The 16,134-nt window shown below is 71.2% G+C and carries 16 protein-coding genes and 1 pseudogene; 9 read left to right on the top strand and 8 right to left on the bottom strand.

From position 1 onward, the window contains the following. Positions 1 to 174: 174 nt before the first annotated feature. A complete protein-coding gene (locus RNL97_RS32790; protein ID WP_030590598.1) occupies positions 175 to 1,602 on the bottom strand; it encodes a lipase family protein in 1,428 nt (475 codons plus the stop codon). Between the two features lie 249 nt (positions 1,603 to 1,851). Between RNL97_RS32790 and RNL97_RS32785 the strand changes: the two genes are divergently transcribed. From RNL97_RS32785 to RNL97_RS32775, 3 genes are all read left to right on the top strand, one after another. Next, positions 1,852 to 2,505: a TetR/AcrR family transcriptional regulator gene (locus RNL97_RS32785; protein ID WP_050500172.1), complete on the top strand. Its 654-nt coding sequence runs from the start codon at positions 1,852 to 1,854 to the stop codon at positions 2,503 to 2,505. A 729-nt stretch (positions 2,506 to 3,234) separates the two neighbouring features. Beyond that, positions 3,235 to 3,891 carry a DedA family protein gene (locus tag RNL97_RS32780; protein WP_030590606.1) on the top strand — a complete coding sequence of 219 codons (657 nt, stop codon included), beginning with the start codon at positions 3,235 to 3,237 and terminating at the stop codon, positions 3,889 to 3,891. 75 nt (positions 3,892 to 3,966) lie between these two features. Next, positions 3,967 to 4,527, top strand: coding sequence for a tellurite resistance TerB family protein (locus tag RNL97_RS32775; RefSeq protein ID WP_030590610.1), 561 nt, complete (start codon positions 3,967 to 3,969; stop codon positions 4,525 to 4,527). Between the two features lie 171 nt (positions 4,528 to 4,698). Here the strand turns inward: RNL97_RS32775 and RNL97_RS32770 are convergent, their stop codons facing one another. The 3 genes from RNL97_RS32770 to RNL97_RS32760 form a co-directional block, all read right to left on the bottom strand. Beyond that, the gene (locus tag RNL97_RS32770; protein WP_030590613.1) at positions 4,699 to 4,896 is read right to left on the bottom strand and encodes a ferredoxin; all 198 of its coding nucleotides are present in this window, start codon (positions 4,894 to 4,896) and stop codon (positions 4,699 to 4,701) included. Positions 4,897 to 4,901: 5 nt separating this feature from the next. Beyond that, positions 4,902 to 6,152 (bottom strand): cytochrome P450, encoded by a 1,251-nt coding sequence (locus RNL97_RS32765; RefSeq protein WP_313751586.1) that lies wholly within the window; start codon positions 6,150 to 6,152, stop codon positions 4,902 to 4,904. 302 nt (positions 6,153 to 6,454) lie between these two features. Continuing rightward, entirely contained in the window at positions 6,455 to 6,946 is a 492-nt protein-coding gene (locus tag RNL97_RS32760; RefSeq protein WP_030590620.1) for an FBP domain-containing protein, read from the bottom strand. A gap of 82 nt (positions 6,947 to 7,028) precedes the next feature. Here RNL97_RS32760 and RNL97_RS32755 point away from each other — a divergent pair, with 82 nt between their 5' ends. Next, a complete protein-coding gene (locus tag RNL97_RS32755) occupies positions 7,029 to 7,601 on the top strand; it encodes a TetR/AcrR family transcriptional regulator (protein ID WP_243316237.1) in 573 nt (190 codons plus the stop codon). A gap of 59 nt (positions 7,602 to 7,660) precedes the next feature. Further along, positions 7,661 to 8,845, top strand: coding sequence for a GDSL-type esterase/lipase family protein (locus RNL97_RS32750; protein WP_313751585.1), 1,185 nt, complete (start codon positions 7,661 to 7,663; stop codon positions 8,843 to 8,845). A 138-nt stretch (positions 8,846 to 8,983) separates the two neighbouring features. Here the strand turns inward: RNL97_RS32750 and RNL97_RS32745 are convergent, their stop codons facing one another. Beyond that, positions 8,984 to 9,562: a snapalysin family zinc-dependent metalloprotease gene (locus RNL97_RS32745; protein ID WP_030590629.1), complete on the bottom strand. Its 579-nt coding sequence runs from the start codon at positions 9,560 to 9,562 to the stop codon at positions 8,984 to 8,986. Between the two features lie 246 nt (positions 9,563 to 9,808). Between RNL97_RS32745 and RNL97_RS32740 the strand changes: the two genes are divergently transcribed. Next, positions 9,809 to 10,717 (top strand): NAD-dependent protein deacetylase, encoded by a 909-nt coding sequence (locus tag RNL97_RS32740; protein ID WP_032766473.1) that lies wholly within the window; start codon positions 9,809 to 9,811, stop codon positions 10,715 to 10,717. Between the two features lie 176 nt (positions 10,718 to 10,893). After that, complete coding sequence (locus RNL97_RS32735) at positions 10,894 to 11,724, top strand: aldo/keto reductase (protein WP_030590635.1); 831 nt, start codon at positions 10,894 to 10,896, stop codon at positions 11,722 to 11,724. A gap of 106 nt (positions 11,725 to 11,830) precedes the next feature. On the opposite strand, the gene RNL97_RS32730 is transcribed toward RNL97_RS32735, so the two are convergent. Genes RNL97_RS32730 through RNL97_RS32720 form a run of 3 tightly spaced genes read right to left on the bottom strand, consistent with a single transcriptional unit; the run spans position 11,831 to position 14,748 of the window. Beyond that, the gene (locus RNL97_RS32730; protein ID WP_243316233.1) at positions 11,831 to 12,853 is read right to left on the bottom strand and encodes an ABC transporter substrate-binding protein; all 1,023 of its coding nucleotides are present in this window, start codon (positions 12,851 to 12,853) and stop codon (positions 11,831 to 11,833) included. 15 nt (positions 12,854 to 12,868) lie between these two features. Next, the gene (locus RNL97_RS32725; protein WP_030590642.1) at positions 12,869 to 13,639 is read right to left on the bottom strand and encodes an ABC transporter ATP-binding protein; all 771 of its coding nucleotides are present in this window, start codon (positions 13,637 to 13,639) and stop codon (positions 12,869 to 12,871) included. Next, positions 13,639 to 14,748 carry a FecCD family ABC transporter permease gene (locus RNL97_RS32720; protein ID WP_030590645.1) on the bottom strand — a complete coding sequence of 370 codons (1,110 nt, stop codon included), beginning with the start codon at positions 14,746 to 14,748 and terminating at the stop codon, positions 13,639 to 13,641. Before RNL97_RS32720 ends, RNL97_RS32725 begins: the two co-directional genes overlap by 1 nt. Before the next feature lie 512 nt (positions 14,749 to 15,260). On the opposite strand from RNL97_RS32720, the pseudogene RNL97_RS32710 reads away from it, so the two are divergent. Beyond that, positions 15,261 to 15,509 (top strand): annotated as a pseudogene (locus RNL97_RS32710) (ATP-binding protein); the annotation flags it as partial. Between the two features lie 38 nt (positions 15,510 to 15,547). Beyond that, the gene (locus tag RNL97_RS32705; protein ID WP_030590653.1) at positions 15,548 to 15,877 is read left to right on the top strand and encodes an antibiotic biosynthesis monooxygenase family protein; all 330 of its coding nucleotides are present in this window, start codon (positions 15,548 to 15,550) and stop codon (positions 15,875 to 15,877) included. Positions 15,878 to 16,134 lie beyond the last annotated feature (257 nt).

The following is a 16,134-nucleotide window of genomic DNA, read 5'->3' as shown; positions in this document are numbered from 1 at the left end:
AGTTCCATGGCCGGGCCTCTCCACGCGACAGGGGTGGTACGGGCGGCCCCGGACCGGGGCCGCCCGCGGTCATCCTTCACCGGCCGGCGTCCGTGCGGCCGAGGCTCGCCGCGGCTGAGGCCGACCGGTGCACGGCTGGACACCCGCCGGGGTGTGCGGAGGGCCGGTCGGGGCTCAGGGCTGGATCGGCATGGACCAGCAGTTGGAGGTGGACGGTTTGCCCGCGAGCCGGTCGGTCAGCCAGCCGATCGCCTCGCCCTGGTCGGTGAGGAGAGGCACCAGGTGGTTGGTGAGGATCTTGTCACCGAGATTCGGCAGGACGACGGCGTCGTAGGTGATGTCGCCGCCCTTGCGGCACCAGTCGACGGCCAGTCGGCGGGCCTGCGCGTGGGGGACGATGTCGTCGTTGACGCCGGTGGCCAGACGTACGGGACCGGCCGGCTTGAGCGTTCCGATGCGCTGCTTGTCCAGGGCGGCCCGGGCCTTGGGCTCGGCGGCGATGATCTCTCCGATGGATGTGCCGCTGGTGGTCCACTTGCTGCTCTTGGCGAATCCGTAGCCGAAGATCGCGTCACCCACGCACATCGTGGAGGCGTCCGTCAGGGCGGCCTTCCCGGTGGTGCTGATGTTCGCCTCGACGACCGCGCGCAGGTCGGGGTCGGACTGGGCGAAACCGTTGATCGACCAGGCCATCGCGCCGGCGAGCGCGCTGCCGTCGATGCCCTTCATGACGGCGGTCAGGTCGGCGGGAGGCGCACCGGAGTAGGTGCCGGCGAGGGGTACGTCGGGGGCGTAGGAGGGTTGGAGCTCGGCGGCCGCGGCACTGGCACCGCCGCCCTGGCTGTAGCCGTACAGGCCGGTCCGGGAGTCCGCGGTGACCGAGGCGCCGGGCACGGAGCGCGCGGCGCGGGCCGCGTCCAGCAGGGCGTGCCCCTGGTCGAGACGGTTGACGTAGGTGTGCAGGCGGTCCGTGGCGCCCAGGCCGACGTAGTCGGTGACGACGACGGCCGCCCCGGTGGCCAGGATCCGGTAGATGGCCAGGGCCTCGTAGCCGACGGAGACGGTGTCGCCGTTGAGGGTGAGCGGGTGCTGAAGAGCGAAGGACGGTGCGCACTGGTCGCCCTGGCCCATGGTGCCGGAGGCGACGGCGACCAGGGGGCGCGGGCCGGACCCCTTCCAGCCCGCCGAGGGCTCGATGTAGGCGCCGGTCACGGCGACGGGCTGCCCGGCGGAGTCGGTGGACTTGTACATGAGGCGGGTAGCGGTACCCGGCATCGGGCGGCCGTCGAGGCCGGGGATGTCCAGCCCGAGGGGCAGGGCCTCGGTACGGATCAACGCGCCGTTGGCTGCGGGCAGTTCGGTCGGAGGCGTGTAGAACTCCGGGATGGTGACGCCCCGGGAGACGACGGGCGGGGTCCCGGCCGCGGACGCGGGGACGGCCGACAGGCCCGCGCAGGCGGTCCCGGCGGCCAGGGTGCACGCCAGGAGGCGCAGTCGGGGCGGGAGACGGTGACGCCCGGCCTCTTCCGGACGGGCGGCGCCCTGGTCCGGGTTCGGGTTCGGAATGGCGGCGGAGCGGAAACGGGTTCTCGTGCGGCTCACGGTGTGCTCCTCGTTTCTCGTGCGGAGGGTTGTGGAGGCGGCCGGTTTGGCGGGGGCGAGAAGGCGGCGGCGCACACGGAGCCCCTTCGGGCCAGCCTTGTTACTCGCCGGTCAGTTTCGGCAGCGTAGGTCTGCGTGTCACTCAGTGACAAGACGTCTGCATGCGCCATTTCCTTCGCGGCTCGCTATGCTGCCGGGACGGAACGGAGCCACGGACGGGAACGGAAGCCGGGGGCGAAGGTGTGTGAACTGCCGCCCGCGGAGGGCCGGCTCGGGGCGGACGGGCTCAGGGCGGGGGCCGTCGGAAAGCCGTCGCTCGCTCAGCGGCGCAGGGCCGCCCTCCGCCTGGAGATCGCCGGCGAGGCGGTCCGCCTGTTCACCTCGCAGGGTGTCACCCGCACCACGGGCGAGGAGATCGCCCGGGCCGTCGGCATCTCGTCCCGCACGCTGTGGCGGCATTTCCCCACCAAGGAGAGCTGCGTCCTGCCGGTGCTCTCGGCGGGGCTCCAGTTCGCCGTGGACCAGCTGGCCGCGTGGCCGCCCGGGATGACGCTGGTGGACTTCGTGACGCGGTCCGGGCGGAGCGGGACCCTGCCCCCCACGGCTCCGGCCATCCTCGATCTGATCCGCATGACGTACACCGAGCCCGCGCTCCGGGCCGTCTGGCTGCAGGCCCACGACGACGCCTTGCCGGTGCTCGCGGACCTCCTCGCCCGGAGATCCGGGGGCAGCGCCGACGCCCTGCGGACCAAGGTGCACGCGGCGACGGTCAACGGCGCGTTGCGCGCGGCGGCGGAGGAGTTCGCCCACCGGTACGCGGACGATCCCGAGGCGTCGGGCGACGAGATCGCGGCCTGCGTCCTGGCCGCGCTGCGAGCCGCCGCGGAGGGTCTGCCGTACTGATCCCGTGGGCGCTGGGCGAAATAGGCTTCAGGTTCCCTTCAGTTCGGGCTGTTAGAGTGCAGTCCTGCGGCGGCAATTCGCCGAGCGGCTTTGACAGTTCGTTCTACGGGCCGAATCAACCGGGACAAGGAGCGTAGGAATGCGCTGCAGGGAGATGCTGGCCCTCTATGCCGGTATCGCCGTGCTCCTGATGATTTCCGCGTTCGCCCTGGGCTCCTCTTCCCAGGCCCTCGGGACCGTCGACGCGGCAGCGCATTCCCCGGCCCATGCCGTGTCCGTGGTCGACACATCGGGGCCGGATGTTCCGCTGGACGGCGTGGACGGTGACGTCACTCTCCAGCAGCGCCACAAAGCGGGAAGCACGACGACTTCGTCCCCCGTTCAGGCAGGCGTTCCTTCCTCGGCACCGGATCTGCACGACTGCTCGGCGGGCGTCTCCCGGCACCACGCTTCGCCTTCGGGATCGCGAGGCCCCGCCCAGGCCCGGATCCTTCGCTGCTGAGCGAGCCTTTCCGGTCACCCGGTGATCGTCCGGAATGCGAGCGCTGATCTCCGGCTCGCCCCCATGCGCCGCGGCGTCCCGTTTCGTACGCATCGCGCATGCGCATTCCCCTCTTTCGTCTTTCATATTTCTGATCCCTTTCCCAGCCCGTGGATCGCGGAAATTCCTTCGCGATACGGGCCGTACGGGATACCCGAACCTATGACCCAGTCCTGGAGCAGACGTACATGTACCACTTCCCCCTCGCCTCGGAACCGACGAGCGGCATCGCCGGGTGGGCGACCAGCCTCGTCGACACCATGGGCGGCCCCGGGGCCGGGCTGGCGATCGCCCTGGAGAACCTCTTCCCTCCGCTGCCGAGTGAGATCATTCTGCCGCTGACGGGCTTTGCCGCGGGGCAGGGAGTGATCAGCCTGTTCTCCGCGCTCTTCTGGACGACGCTGGGGTCCGTGGTGGGCGCGGTCGCGCTCTATCACATCGGTGCCCTCTTCGGCCGGGAGCGCATGTACGCCCTGTGGGAGCGGCTCCCTCTGGTGAAGGTGTCCGACCTGGAGAAGACCGAGCGATGGTTCCTCAAGCACGGCAGGAAGGCCATCTTCTTCGGCCGGATGATTCCCATCTTCCGGAGCTTGATCAGCGTCCCGGCAGGCGTCGAGCGGATGCCCCTGCCGATCTTCGTTCTCTTCACCACGCTGGGCAGCTTCATATGGAACTTCGCCCTCGTGATGGCCGGATATCTGCTGGGTGACCAGTGGGACCTGGTGGAGCGTTACGTCGGGGTGCTCTCCAAGGTGGTGCTCGGGCTGGTCGTCGCGGCGCTGGTCGTGGCGGTCGTTCGCAGGGTGCGTGCCCGACGGGACGAGCGGCGGACCAACCACGTATGACCGTTTTCCAGGCATGACCGTTCAAGGGCCGCGCGCGGTGCGCGGCCCATCGATCCGATCGACAAGGTGGCAGGCATGGCAATGTGGGACCGCATCAAGGACCAGGCCAAGGGGCTCCAGCAGCAGGCGCAGGGCACGAGGGGCCCCGCCGGTCAGCGGCAGCCGGGGACAGGGGGCTCGGGGGCCTCGGGTGGCTCGAAGGAGAAGCTGGTCGGGCTGCTCAAGTCGCAGCTCGGCTCCCTCAAGACGGAGCTCAAGAGCGGGGCCTACCGGGACGCCAGCATGGCGATGTGCGCGCTGGTCGCGGCCGCCGACGGTTCCGTCGACCCCGCTGAGCGGCACCACGTGGAGAACCTGATCCTGCAGAACGACGTCCTGCAGAACTTCCCTCCCGAGCAGCTGCGGCAGCGGTTCAACAAGCACGTCGACCAGCTGATGTTCAACTTCCAGCAGGGCAAGGCCGATGCCATGCAGGAGATCGCCAAGGCGGCGAAGAAGCCGGTGGAGGCCAAGGCGGTCGTCCAGACCGGCTTCGTGATCGCCGGCGCGGACGGGTACATCGCCCCGGCAGAGGCGCAGATTCTGCGGGAGGCGTGCATGGCGCTCGGTGTCTCCCCGCAGGAGTTCGGTCTCTGAGCCGTCCGGTGCCGCATCGCCCGGTCCTGTCTGCCGGGCGACGGGCCCGCCTCACGGGCCGTCGGAGCGATCGGGGCTCCTCTCCGACGGCCCGTCCGGTTCGGGCGGGGCACGACACCGGGCCGGACCCGGTGTCCCGGCCCGTCCGTCGCCGCCGTCAGCCGTCGGGGTTCAGTCGTCGGTGAGGGCCACCGCCCCGACCGGACAGGCCCGTGCGGCTTCCCGTACCAGCGGGTGGTTCTCCGTAACCGCCGGGCGGTCGGGGAGCAGCTCGCTGAACCCGTCGTCGTCCTGGGTGAACACGTCCGGCGCGGTCAGCGCGCACATGCCGGCCCCCACACAGCGTTCCCTGAAGACCCGGATGCCCATGCCCCTCACCAGGCCACGGGCAGTTCGAGCAGGCCCTGGATGGTGTCGCCGGGTTTGTGCCGGATCTCGTCCGCGGGTACGGCCAGCCTGAGGGCCGGCAGCCGCTCGAAGAGGGTGCTCAGGGCGATGTCGAGCTCGGTCCGGGCCAGGTTCTGGCCCAGGCACTGGTGGACGCCGAAGCCGAAGGCGAGATGGTGGCGGGCGGACCGCTCCCAGTCCAGCGTCTGCGGATCCTCGAACACGTCGGCGTCGCGGTTGATGAGCGAGGTCGAGAAGAAGACGCCCTCGCCCTTGCGGATCGTCGTCCCGTCCACCTCGATGTCCTCGGCCGCCAGCCGTTGCAGACCTTCGGCGATGGAGAGGAAGCGCAGCAGTTCCTCGACCATCGCAGCCGTCGTCGTCTCCCCGGACCGCAGCGCCGCCAGTTGACCGGGATGGCGCAGCAGCGTGAACGTGCCGAGCGAGATCATGTTCGCCGTCGTCTCGTGTCCCGCGACGAGCAGGATCAGGGCGAAGGAGACGAGGTCCTCGCGGCCGACGGGCCCGTCCGGGTGGTCCCGGTGGATCAGTTCGTCCAGCAGCCCCTCCCCCGGTTCCGCGCGCTTGCGGTCGATCAACGCGCCCAGATACTCCTCCAGTTCGATCCGCGCGCCGTCCACATCGCTCGCGGCCGGGCCGCACAGAAGGCGGCGCGAGCAGCCCTCGAAGAACGCGTGGTCGGCGTAGGGCACGCCGAGGAGTGCGCAGATCACCATGGAGGGCACCGGCAGCGCGAAGTCGGCGACCAGTTCGGAGGGCGGCCCCTGCCGCTTCATCGCGTCCAGCAGCCCGTCCACCGTCTCCTGGATCTGTGGGCGCAGCGCGGCGATCCGCTTCACGGAGAAGCTCGGGATGAGCTTCCTGCGCTGGGCGTTGTGCTCGGGGTCGTCGACGCCGAGGAGCGCCACGCGTCGGCGGGGCGTCTGCGTGAACCGCTCGGCCGGAATCGGGAAGCCGGGGTGGGTGCGGTCGGCGGAGAGCCGGGGATCCGCCAGGAGTCGACGGGCCAGCGCGTGCCCGGTGACGGCCCAGACCGGGCGTCCGTCGAAGAGGGTGACCCGGCTCAACGGACCCCGCGCACGCAGCGGTTCGTAGCCGGCGGGCGGGTGGTAGGGGCACTCGCGGTCCTGCGGGAACGGTGGCGGGGAGGTCGGTTCGGTGGCGGTGCCGGTGAGGGCATGGTCCTGGCGGGCCGGTTCCGTCGTGGATTCCGTCATGGGAGCGGTCGCCTCGCAGTGCTCGGTGGTGGGTGCGAAGCGGGTCGCTCCGCACCTCACCATCAATTGGATGCCTCAGGCTCCTATCCGGTCGACGGGTGGACCGGCCACATCACGGGGCCTCGGATCTGGCCGGTGTTTTTCGCACATGATCGAACGCTTGCGCATCCCCTGAGGCCGGGAAGGAGCGATGGACGGGATGCGGACAAAACGTCGGCGCCCCTGGGGCCCGAATCCGTTCACCAGCCTGTCCGGAACCATGCAGTCCGCACCTCTCCGGGCATTTGCCGAGCGGCCGCGAGTCACGCCGTCACCCTGGTGATGAACGCGGCGAGATTCGTCACGGTGCGGTCGATCTGCTGTTCCAGGGTGAGGGACTCACGCAGTCGCCCGCCCACGCCGGCGTCCTTCTTGCCGCGTACGTAGAGGGAGCAGGCCAGGTCGCCGCACATGTAGGCGCCGACGGAGTTGCCCTGCTTGCCCGCCTTCCCCGGCTTGGGGGCCACGAGCAGACGAACGCCTCCGGTGTGGACGGTCACGCAGATCGAGCACATGCTGCGGCGAGTATGCGAGGAGCCGGCGTCGGAGGAGCGCAGCTGAAGCCCGACATGACTCTCACCGAACGGCATCACCAGGTAGGCCCGGTCGGGGGCCTGAGGGTCGCGCCAGCCCAGGAAGTCCAGGTCGCCCCAGGGCCGGTCGGCCAGGTCACGGGGGACGGCAAGGCGCTTGGCCTCGCCCTTGGTGCAGTTCACGAAGGCGCTGCGGATCTCTCGCTCGGTCAGGGGTTTCATGAGATCCACGCTAATTTGCCTAAGCCTATTAGGCAAATGTATATTCCTTTAGGCAATCATGGAGAAGCGTTCGGAGGGTGGCATGGCACGACCGGGACTGGCCGCGGAGCGCGTGGTGCGAGCGGGCGCCGAGCTGGCGGACGAGATCGGCTTCGAGCGGGTGACCCCGTCGGAGCTCGCGCGGAAGCTGGGCATCAAGACCGCGAGCCTGTATTCGCACGTCAAGAACGCCCACGACCTCAAGACCAGGATCACCCTGCTGGCCCTGGAGGAACTCGCCGACCAGGCGTCGGCGGCCATCGCGGGGCGGGCGGGCCGGGACGCGCTCGCCGCCTTCGCCCACGCCTACCGGGACTATGCGTTCCAGCACCCGGGCCGCTTCGCCGCGGCACGGTTCCGCCTCGACGCGGAGACGGCGGCCACGAGCGCTGCGGTGCGCCACTCCCGGATGACACGGGCGATCCTGCGCGGGTACGACCTGCCCGAGCTTCAGGAGACGCACGCGGTGCGGCTCCTGGGCAGCGTGTTCAACGGCTACGTGGAGCTGGAGATGGCGGGCGGTTTCAGCCACAGCGCCCCCTCCTCCGAGGAGAGCTGGACGGAGATCCTCGCCGCGCTCGACTCCCTGCTGCGCAACTGGCCCGCCCCTTCCTGACCTGGGCACCCTCCTGACCCGGACACCCTCCCCCTCACGACGAACGAAGAGACGAGCCCATGACCACCCGGCACGACTGGACGACAACCCCCATCAGCGCCGACATCCTGCGCGGTGCGCTCGACCTGGAGCAGACCGAGCGCGGGGTACTGCCGCACCGGCTGCCCGCCCGGGCGCGGCGGCAGATCACCGACGGCCAGCTGGCCATGGCCGAGTCGCAGCCCTCAGGGGTCCGGCTGGCGTTCCGCACCCGGGCCACCGCCGTCGAGCTGGACGTGGTGGCCACCAAGCGCGTCTACGTCGGAGCGCCGCCGCGCCCCGACGGTGTGTACGAACTCCTCGTCGACGGCCGCCTGGTGGGCCGGGCCGGTGTCCCCGCCGGCGACACGCTCACCATCGACATGTCCGCGGGAACGGCTCAGGCCCAGCCGGGCCCGATGGAGACGCTCCGGTTCACCGGCCTGCCGGCCGACGAGAAGGACGTCGAGATCTGGCTCCCCCACGACGAGACGACGTGCCTGGTCGCCCTGCGCACCGACGCTCCGGTCCGCAGCCCCCGGCCGAGCGGCCGGCCGGTCTGGCTGCACCACGGCAGTTCCATCAGCCACGGCTCCAACGCCACCACCCCGACCGGCACCTGGCCCGCCCTGGCCGCGGCCTCCGGCGGCGCCGAGCTGATCAACATGGGGTTCGGTGGCGGCGCCCTGCTCGACCCCTTCACCGCCCGCGCCATGCGCGACACCCCCGCCGACCTGCTCAGCGTCAAGATCGGCATCAACGTCGTCAACACCGACCTGATGCGGCTGCGCGCGTTCGGCCCCGCCGTCCACGGCTTCCTCGACACCCTGCGCGACGGGCACCCCACCGCACCGCTGCTGGTGATCTCGCCGATCTGCTGCCCCATCCACGAGAACACCCCGGGTCCGCTCGCCCCGGACTTCACCGCGATGCGCGAGGGGCGGGTCGGGTTCAAGGCCACCGGCGACCCGGCGGAGGTCGCCGCGGGGAAGCTCACTCTGACCGTGATCCGGGACGAGCTGGCCCGGATCGTCGGGGAGCGCGCGGCCACGGACCCGCACCTGCACCACCTCGACGGGCTGGACCTCTACGGCGCGGACGATCACGCCGAGCTCCCGTTGCCGGACGGTCTGCACCCGGATCCCGCCACCCACCGGCGTATCGCCGAACGCTTCGCCCGGCACGCCTTCGGCCGCGGTGGGCCCTTCGCTCCGCAGGACCGGTGATCCGAGCACCCGGTCACCGGTCGACTCCCCGCCGAGCGCCTCGTCCGCCGGTCGGCGGGGAGCCGCACACCCCGTCGCCGGTCGGCGGGGAGCCGGTTCGGAACGAGCCCGGCTCCCCGCCTTTCGCCCAACAGCCGATTACGGGGCGTCCACCAGGATGCGTCCGTCGGCCGGGACGCGGGAGGCGAGGCCGCCCGCGTAGGCGGACTCCACGCGGGACCGTTCGGCCGCGTTCGGCACCGCGTTCCTGCAGCTCGTACCAGCGCTGGAGCCCGACATCAACTGGGAGCACGGGCCGGGCTTGGTGTCCGGCAGGCCCAGGCTGTGGCCGAGTTCATGGGCGGCGATACGGGTCTTGTCGTGGCCCTGGGCGACCGCCTGGCTGCCCAGCTCCACCCGGGCCCGGCCGCCGGGGCGGACCGGGCCGAGCGTGGCCTGCGGCCAGCCACTGGTGGCCACGATCTGTATCTCGGCCCGCGTGCCGGGTGCGGCCTCGACGAGCTTGACGTTGCCGACGTTCGCGTTCCAGGAGGCGACCCCTGCGGCGATCGCCGCCTCCCAGCCGCCGGCCCGGCTGTCGTCGTAGCGGAGGGTGACCACGGCTGCCGTGCTCTCTGCAGCCGGGTCCGGCGCGGGAGCCGCGTGCGCCGCCGTGGCCGAGGCCAGGGTGAGCGCCACGGCGACACCGGCCGCCTTGAACCATCGGGAATCCAGCATTGTTCGTCCCTTCACTCATGGGGGGGGGCTCGGCTCCGCGCGGAGCCGGGCGAGCGGGAGAACGGCCGGTTCGCGGGGAACCGAACGGCCTCGATGGCCGGTTGCCGTTCCTCCCGGGCCGCAGGACCTATGCCGCGATCGCTCCTTGGTCATGCCCCTGTCACGAAATGAGGCCGGAAACCGACCCTGGCCGTGTGCCGACGCGAGTCCGACGACGCCGGGGGCCTGTTCCGTACTCTGGAGGGCATGCGCATGCGACCCACCCTGAGCTGGACCTCCGCCGAGGAGCTGCCGCCGGGCACGACGGACCTGGAGCCGGTGGCCGAGGCGCTGCGCGGTGGCGGTGTCCTGATCCTGAGCGGGGCGGGCATCTCCACGGAGTCGGGCATCCCGGACTACCGGGGCGAGGGCGGGAGCCTGAGCCGCCACACCCCCATGACCTACCAGGACTTCACGGCGGACGCCGGGGCCCGCCGGCGCTACTGGGCGCGCAGCCATCTCGGCTGGCGTACGTTCGGCCGCGCCCGGCCCAACGCCGGGCACCGGGCGGTGGCCGCGTTCGGGCGGCAGGGCCTGCTCGCGGGGGTGATCACCCAGAACGTCGACGGGCTGCACCAGACCGCGGGCAGCAAGGACGCCGTGGATCTGCACGGGCGCCTGGACCGGGTCGTCTGCCTCTCCTGCGGCGCCTTCAGCCCGCGCCGCGAGCTGGCGCACCGGCTGGCGGCGGCCAACGAGGGTTTCGCGCCGGTGGCCTCCTCGATGAACCCGGACGGCGACGCCGATCTCACGGACGAGCAGGTCGGAGACTTCCGTGTGGTGCCGTGTGCCGCGTGCGGGGGCGTCCTCAAACCGGACGTGGTGTTCTTCGGCGAGGCCGTGCCCCCGCAGCGGGTCGAACACTGCCGCGCACTGGTCCGCGGGGCGCGCACCCTGCTGGTCCTGGGCTCCTCGCTGACCGTGATGTCGGGGCTCCGCTTCGTCCGCCAGGCCGCCGATGCCGGTACGCCGGTGCTGATCGTCAACCGGGATGCGACCCGGGGCGACCGGCACGCCGTGACCCGTATCGCCCTTCCGCTCGGATCGGCCCTCACCGCCGCGGCGGGCCGGCTGGGCGTTCCCGTCCCCGCCGACGTGACGGCAGGGCCCGCGTAGCGGGCGGGGCACGCCTCTCTCCGCCACTCTGCGCACGCGGGATATTACCGATATAGATGCTTGTGGGAAGTTTTCTGCTCGGGCAGTCGGGTACGCCAGTGAGAGGCGGCTTTCCCGCCTCATCGCATCCGTCCCTCACACCGCCTCCGAGGCCGTCGACAGAGCAAGGAGCAACCGTGCCTTCAGTACCGTCCGTCACCCTCAACAACGGTGTGACCATCCCCCAGCTCGGCTTCGGCACCTTCCAGATCCCGCCGGACGAGACCTGCGAGACCACGGTCGCCGCTCTGGAGACCGGCTACCGGCACATCGACACGGCGCAGATGTACGGCAACGAGAAGGAGGTCGGCCGGGCCGTCCGGGAATCCGGACTCGACCGCGCCGACGTCTTCGTCACGAGCAAGCTGAACAACGGCGCGCACGCACCCGGCGAGGCGCTCCGGGCGTTCGACCGTTCCCTGGAAGAGCTGGGCTTCGACTACCTGGACCTCTTCCTCATCCACTGGCCCCTGCCGGGTGGTTCGGGCGACTTCGTGGAGACGTGGAAGGCCTTGGAGGAGATCTACCGGTCCGGGCGCGCCAAGGCGATCGGGGTCTCCAACTTCCAGGAGAACCATCTGCGCAGGCTGCTGGACAGCAGCACGGTGGTGCCCGCCGTCAACCAGATCGAGGTGCACCCCTACCTCACGCAGGAGCCTCTGCGGGCCTTCGGGGCGGAACACGCCATCGCCACGGAGGCGTGGTCGCCGATCGCCCAGGGCAAGGTGCTCTCCGACCCGACGATCGTGCGGATCGCCGAGCGGGTGGGCAGGACCGCCGCGCAGGTGGTGCTGCGCTGGCATCTTCAGCGCGGGGACATCGTGTTCCCCAAGTCCGTGACGCTGAAGCGCATCCAGGACAACTTCGCGCTCTTCGACTTCGAGCTCACCGAAGGGGACATCGGCGAGATCTCCGCCCTCAACCGTGACGAGCGCACCGGGTTCGACCCGGACACGTTCAACGGCTGACCCGGCCCGGGAGTGCGGCGGGCCCGGCGCCCGGGAAACATTCCGGGGCCGGGCCCGCTCGGCGTGCGCAGGCGCTGGTCCCCACCGCGTACGCCCGCGATGACCCCTACCGCGCGAACTTCCTCAGGTCCCCGGCGAGCGAGCTGATGGCCGCCGGATTGCGCGGGCTCTCGACGAGGTCCACGTAGTCGAGGACGACGATCCGGTCGTTCTTGACCGCCGATACGCCGGCGAGGGGCTTGTAGGACTTCAGGAACCTCCGCTTCTCGTCCGCGCCGGTGTCGCCGTAGTTGTTGATGACGATGACCTCGGGGTCCCGGTCGACCACCGTCTCCCAGCCCACCGTGGTCCAGCTGTCCTTCAGGTCCTTCATGATGTGGTCGCCGCCGGCCTTGGTGATGATGTCGTGCGGTCCGGCGTACGCGCCCGAGGTCAGCGGCTTGTCCTTCCCGTCGTCGTACAGGAAGACGCGGAGGCGGTCATCGCCCGTGGCCGCCCGGGAGCGCGCGTCCGCGATCTCCTTCCGGAAAGAGGTGATGAGAGTGTTCGCCCGGTCCTCGACGTCGAAGATCTCTCCGAGGTTCCGCAGGTCGGTGTAGAGCGCTTCGAGCGGGGGCATGACGCCGCGGGCCTTTCCCTGCCCGTTGCGGCACGACTCGCTGAGCAGGTAGGAGTCGATGCCCACGCGCTTCAGTTCGGCGGGGGTGAAGCCCTCGCCCTCGGTGAATCCGTAGTTCCAGCCGGCGAAGACCAGGTCGGCCCGGGCGTCGAGGACCAGTTCCTTGTTGATGCGCTCCTTGGAGAGCCACTTGGTCTTCTGGTAACCGTCCTTCCAGGGCACGGACGTCATGTCGCCCTTGTCGTCGGGCATCACGTATCCGGCCATGTGGTCCTCGAGCCCGAGGGCGAACATGATCTCGGTGATGCCGACATCGTTGGTGACGACGCGCTGCGGGGCCTTGTCGTAGCGCTTCTTCTCACCGCAGTTCTCCACGGTCACCGGGTAGTGGCGGTCGGCCTGTGCGGTGCTGTCCTTCCGGTCGGCTTCCGGTGTGACGTCCGCTCCGCAGCCGGTGAGGGCCAGGGCGGCGGCGAGGGCGAGGGCCGCGGGGCGCAGGGGGTGGGGCATGGGCGCGGGTCTCCTTCAGGAGGTGGGAAGGTCGAAGAGCAGTTGCAGCGCACCGGTCCCGGGGTGGGTGACGCGGTGTGCCCGTACGCCGAAGACGTCGGCCAGCAGTTTTGCGGTCAGGACGTCGTGCGGCGGTCCGGAGGCGACGATCCGGCCGCTGTCGATGACGTGGACGACATCGCAGTGCAGGGCGGCGAGGTTCAGGTCGTGCAGGGCGGTCAGCACGGTCAGGCCGCTGGCGCGGACCAGGGCGAGGACTTCCAGTTGATGGGCGATGTCCAGGTGGTTGGTGGGCTCGTCGAGCACCAGGACCCGGGGCTGCTGGGCGAGCGCACGGGCGATCAGGACGCGCTGCCGCTCGCCGCCGGAGAGGGTGAGGAAGCCGCGTTCGGCCAGGTGTCCCGCCCCGACGCCGTCCAGCGCCTCGTCGCAGCGGCTGCGGTCCTCGTCGGTCGTCCGGGCCATCGGCCCCTGGTGGGGCAGACGGCCCATGGCGACGATCTCTGCGACGGTGAAGTCGAATTCGGCGACCGCGTCCTGGGGAAGTGCGGCCAGGCGTCGGGCGCCTTCCCGGGTGGAGAGGGCGTGGAGGTCCTCACCGCCGATCCTGACGGCGCCGGCGGACGGTCGCAGAGCGCGGTAGACGCAGCGCAACAGGGTTGACTTCCCGCTGCCGTTGGGGCCGACCAGCCCGACGAGCTGCCCATCGGCCGCGCCCAGGGTGACCTGGTCCACCAGGCGTGCGCCGGCGGTCTCGACGGTGAGCGCGTCGATGTCGATCCGCATCAGATGCCCCCGAAGGAGTAGGCGCGCCGGCGCATGAGGAGGATGAAGCAGGGAACGCCGATGACCGCGGTGAGGACGCCCACCGGCAGTTCGGCCGGGGCGAGCACCACGCGCGAGAGGATGTCGACCCAGATCAGCAGGACGGCTCCCGCGAGGGGTGCGACGGCCAGAAGCCGCCGGTGGTCCGCGCCGACCAGCATCCGGGTGGCGTGCGGGACCATCAGGCCGACGAAGCCGATCGCCCCGCTGACCGCGACGACCGCCCCGGTGACGGCCGCGGAGACCAGGAAGAGTTCCTTGCGCAGCCTCCCGGGGTCGACACCGAGCGCGGCGGCGGTCTCGTCGCCCATGGCGAGGGCGTTCAGGCGCCGCGCCGACCAGCCGAGGTGCGCGAGGCCGAGGAGCACCGCTCCGGCGGCGATCGGCACGGCGGCCCAGTTGGCGCCGCTCAGGCTGCCGAGCAGCCACATCATCGCGGAGCGGGCGGCTTCCCCGCGCTCGGCCGCGAACACCATGAACGTGGTGACGGCCGAGAAGCCGTAGTACATCGCGGTCCCCGTCAGCACGAGCCTGAGCGGGGTGAGACCGCGTTCGGTGCGGGCGACCGCGTACACGAGCAGCATCGCGAGGAGCGCGGAGCCGAACGCCGCCGTGGACAGCGCCCAGATGCCCAGCGCGCCCAAGGCGCCGAAGATGAGTACGGCGTTGGCACCGACCGCCGCGCCCGAGGAGATGCCGAGCACGAACGGGTCGGCGAGCGCGTTGCGCACCATGGCTTGGACGGCGACGCCGATGGCCGACAGGCCGGCGCCCACGACAGCGGCCAGAACCGCTCGGGGCAGGCGCAGTTCCCAGACGATGGTGTAGGCCGGGGCCTCTTCGGAGCCGATGGCTCCGCCGGTCAGCCCTGCCCACAGATAGCGCGTCACCTCCGCCCAGGAGAGCCCTGACGCCCCGAGTGCCGCGCCGCAGACGAGAGAGAGCGGAAGGGCGAGGCTCAACCCGGTCACCAGGAGGGGCACGGATACGCGGTGGGGCGGCGCCGGTCCGGAGCCGACGCGCGCGGGACTTGGCGGCTTGGCGGGTATGCGGTCGAGAGACGTGTTCACGGCCGGTCGCTTTCGCCTCGGGCCGTGCGTCGCGCAAGGAGGAGCGGCCCCGGACGGCGGCCGTCCCGCGCAGCGCCCGTTTCGCAGTCCACGGCGAATGGTCAGGAGCCTTCTGTGCCGCGGGTGATCGGGCTCACGGACCGGGGGGGTCCGTCTACCGTTGCGGGTCAGCGCCGGATTTCGACCGGACTTCCCCCGTGGCGATTCAGCAGCCTAGCGCGTACGCCGGTCCCGGGCTCGGGGAGGGCAGGGTGCGGCGGGAGGCGCGATGCCGCCGCCCGGGCTCTCCCCGCGTACGGGCAGGGGAGGCAAAAGTTCCGTCATCACCGTGTGCGGGAGCGACGGGTTGGCGGCGGCCGCTTCCGCCGACCGCCGGTCGGCCCCCGCCACGAGATCGGTGACGACCGCCGGCGGCAGCGCCGGGTGCCCGGCGGCCTCGGGTCGTGCCTCGTCGTCGTCCAAGCAGACAGGGAGCGCCGGGGCCGTCGCGTTGCCGTGCCGGGCGATGAGCCGGAGTGCCCCTCTCCCCCGAGCTGGTCCCGACGCTCACCGAACCGTTCCAGCGGGGCGCCGAGCGCCTGCGCACCCACCACGCGGGGGTCGGCCTCGGTCTGGCCATCGTCGAGACCGTCGCTCGCGCACACGACGGGACGCTCGTCCTCGCCCCGCGCACCGGCGGCGGGCTGCGCGCCACGGTGGAACTGCCCTCGGCCGCCGGGAGCGGGGACGGGGGACCGGCGCGAACTCTTCCCTCCCCCTGAAGCGACGGGGTCCGGACCCCGTACGGCAGGATGGTGCCATGAGCGTAGTCAAGATCAATGTGCTGACCGTCCCCCAGGAACAGCGCGAGACGCTGGAGAAGCGCTTCGCGTCCCGCGCCCATGCCGTCGAGAGCTCCGACGGATTCGAATGGTTCGAGCTGCTCCGGCCCGTCGAGGGCACGGACGACTACCTCGTCTACACGCGCTGGCGTGACGAGGCCTCCTTCCAGGCGTGGATGGAGGGTCCGATGAAGGCGGCCCACCAGGGCGGCGACGCCTCCGGCGGCGAACGCCCCAAGCCGGCGGCGAGCGGGTCCACGGTGTGGTCCTTCGAGGTCGTGCAGCAGGCGGCGCCGACCGGCGCGTAGGCGAGCGCGCACCGATGTACGACCCTGCCCGGCCGGCCCATGACCGGCCGGGCAGATCGCTCTCCCGGCCTGCGGGGTGCGAGGCCGCCGGGGGCCGGGCCACGGTACGCCGGCGGCCCCGGGTCCGGCCCGCGGCCCGAACTCCCCCGCCCTGTCGGTCCCAGGGTGCACGCGTTCTCCTCCCGACGGTTGATTCCGCCCGGCCCACGCGTTTTTAAGATCATTCTTCGGAGAACATCCGGGAACTCCGGAAACTC

This window comes from Streptomyces parvus (genome assembly GCF_032121415.1).
GTDB lineage: Bacteria > Actinomycetota > Actinomycetes > Streptomycetales > Streptomycetaceae > Streptomyces > Streptomyces globisporus_A.
This window is presented reverse-complemented; position numbering and strand designations above follow the sequence as displayed.

Bases quoted from the DNA above. Each gene is read 5' to 3' on its own strand.
- RNL97_RS32780 (WP_030590606.1), top strand. From the start codon at position 3,235: ATGTACCACTTCCCCCTCGCCTCGGAACCGACGAGCGGCATCGCCGGG.
- RNL97_RS32775 (WP_030590610.1), top strand. From the start codon at position 3,967: ATGGCAATGTGGGACCGCATCAAGGACCAGGCCAAGGGGCTCCAGCAG.
- RNL97_RS32770 (WP_030590613.1), bottom strand. From the start codon at position 4,896: ATGGGCATCCGGGTCTTCAGGGAACGCTGTGTGGGGGCCGGCATGTGC.
- RNL97_RS32765 (WP_313751586.1), bottom strand. From the start codon at position 6,152: ATGACGGAATCCACGACGGAACCGGCCCGCCAGGACCATGCCCTCACC.
- RNL97_RS32760 (WP_030590620.1), bottom strand. From the start codon at position 6,946: ATGAAACCCCTGACCGAGCGAGAGATCCGCAGCGCCTTCGTGAACTGC.
- RNL97_RS32755 (WP_243316237.1), top strand. From the start codon at position 7,029: ATGGCACGACCGGGACTGGCCGCGGAGCGCGTGGTGCGAGCGGGCGCC.
- RNL97_RS32750 (WP_313751585.1), top strand. From the start codon at position 7,661: ATGACCACCCGGCACGACTGGACGACAACCCCCATCAGCGCCGACATC.
- RNL97_RS32745 (WP_030590629.1), bottom strand. From the start codon at position 9,562: ATGCTGGATTCCCGATGGTTCAAGGCGGCCGGTGTCGCCGTGGCGCTC.
- RNL97_RS32740 (WP_032766473.1), top strand. From the start codon at position 9,809: ATGCGCATGCGACCCACCCTGAGCTGGACCTCCGCCGAGGAGCTGCCG.
- RNL97_RS32730 (WP_243316233.1), bottom strand. From the start codon at position 12,853: ATGCCCCACCCCCTGCGCCCCGCGGCCCTCGCCCTCGCCGCCGCCCTG.
- RNL97_RS32725 (WP_030590642.1), bottom strand. From the start codon at position 13,639: ATGCGGATCGACATCGACGCGCTCACCGTCGAGACCGCCGGCGCACGC.
- RNL97_RS32705 (WP_030590653.1), top strand. From the start codon at position 15,548: ATGAGCGTAGTCAAGATCAATGTGCTGACCGTCCCCCAGGAACAGCGC.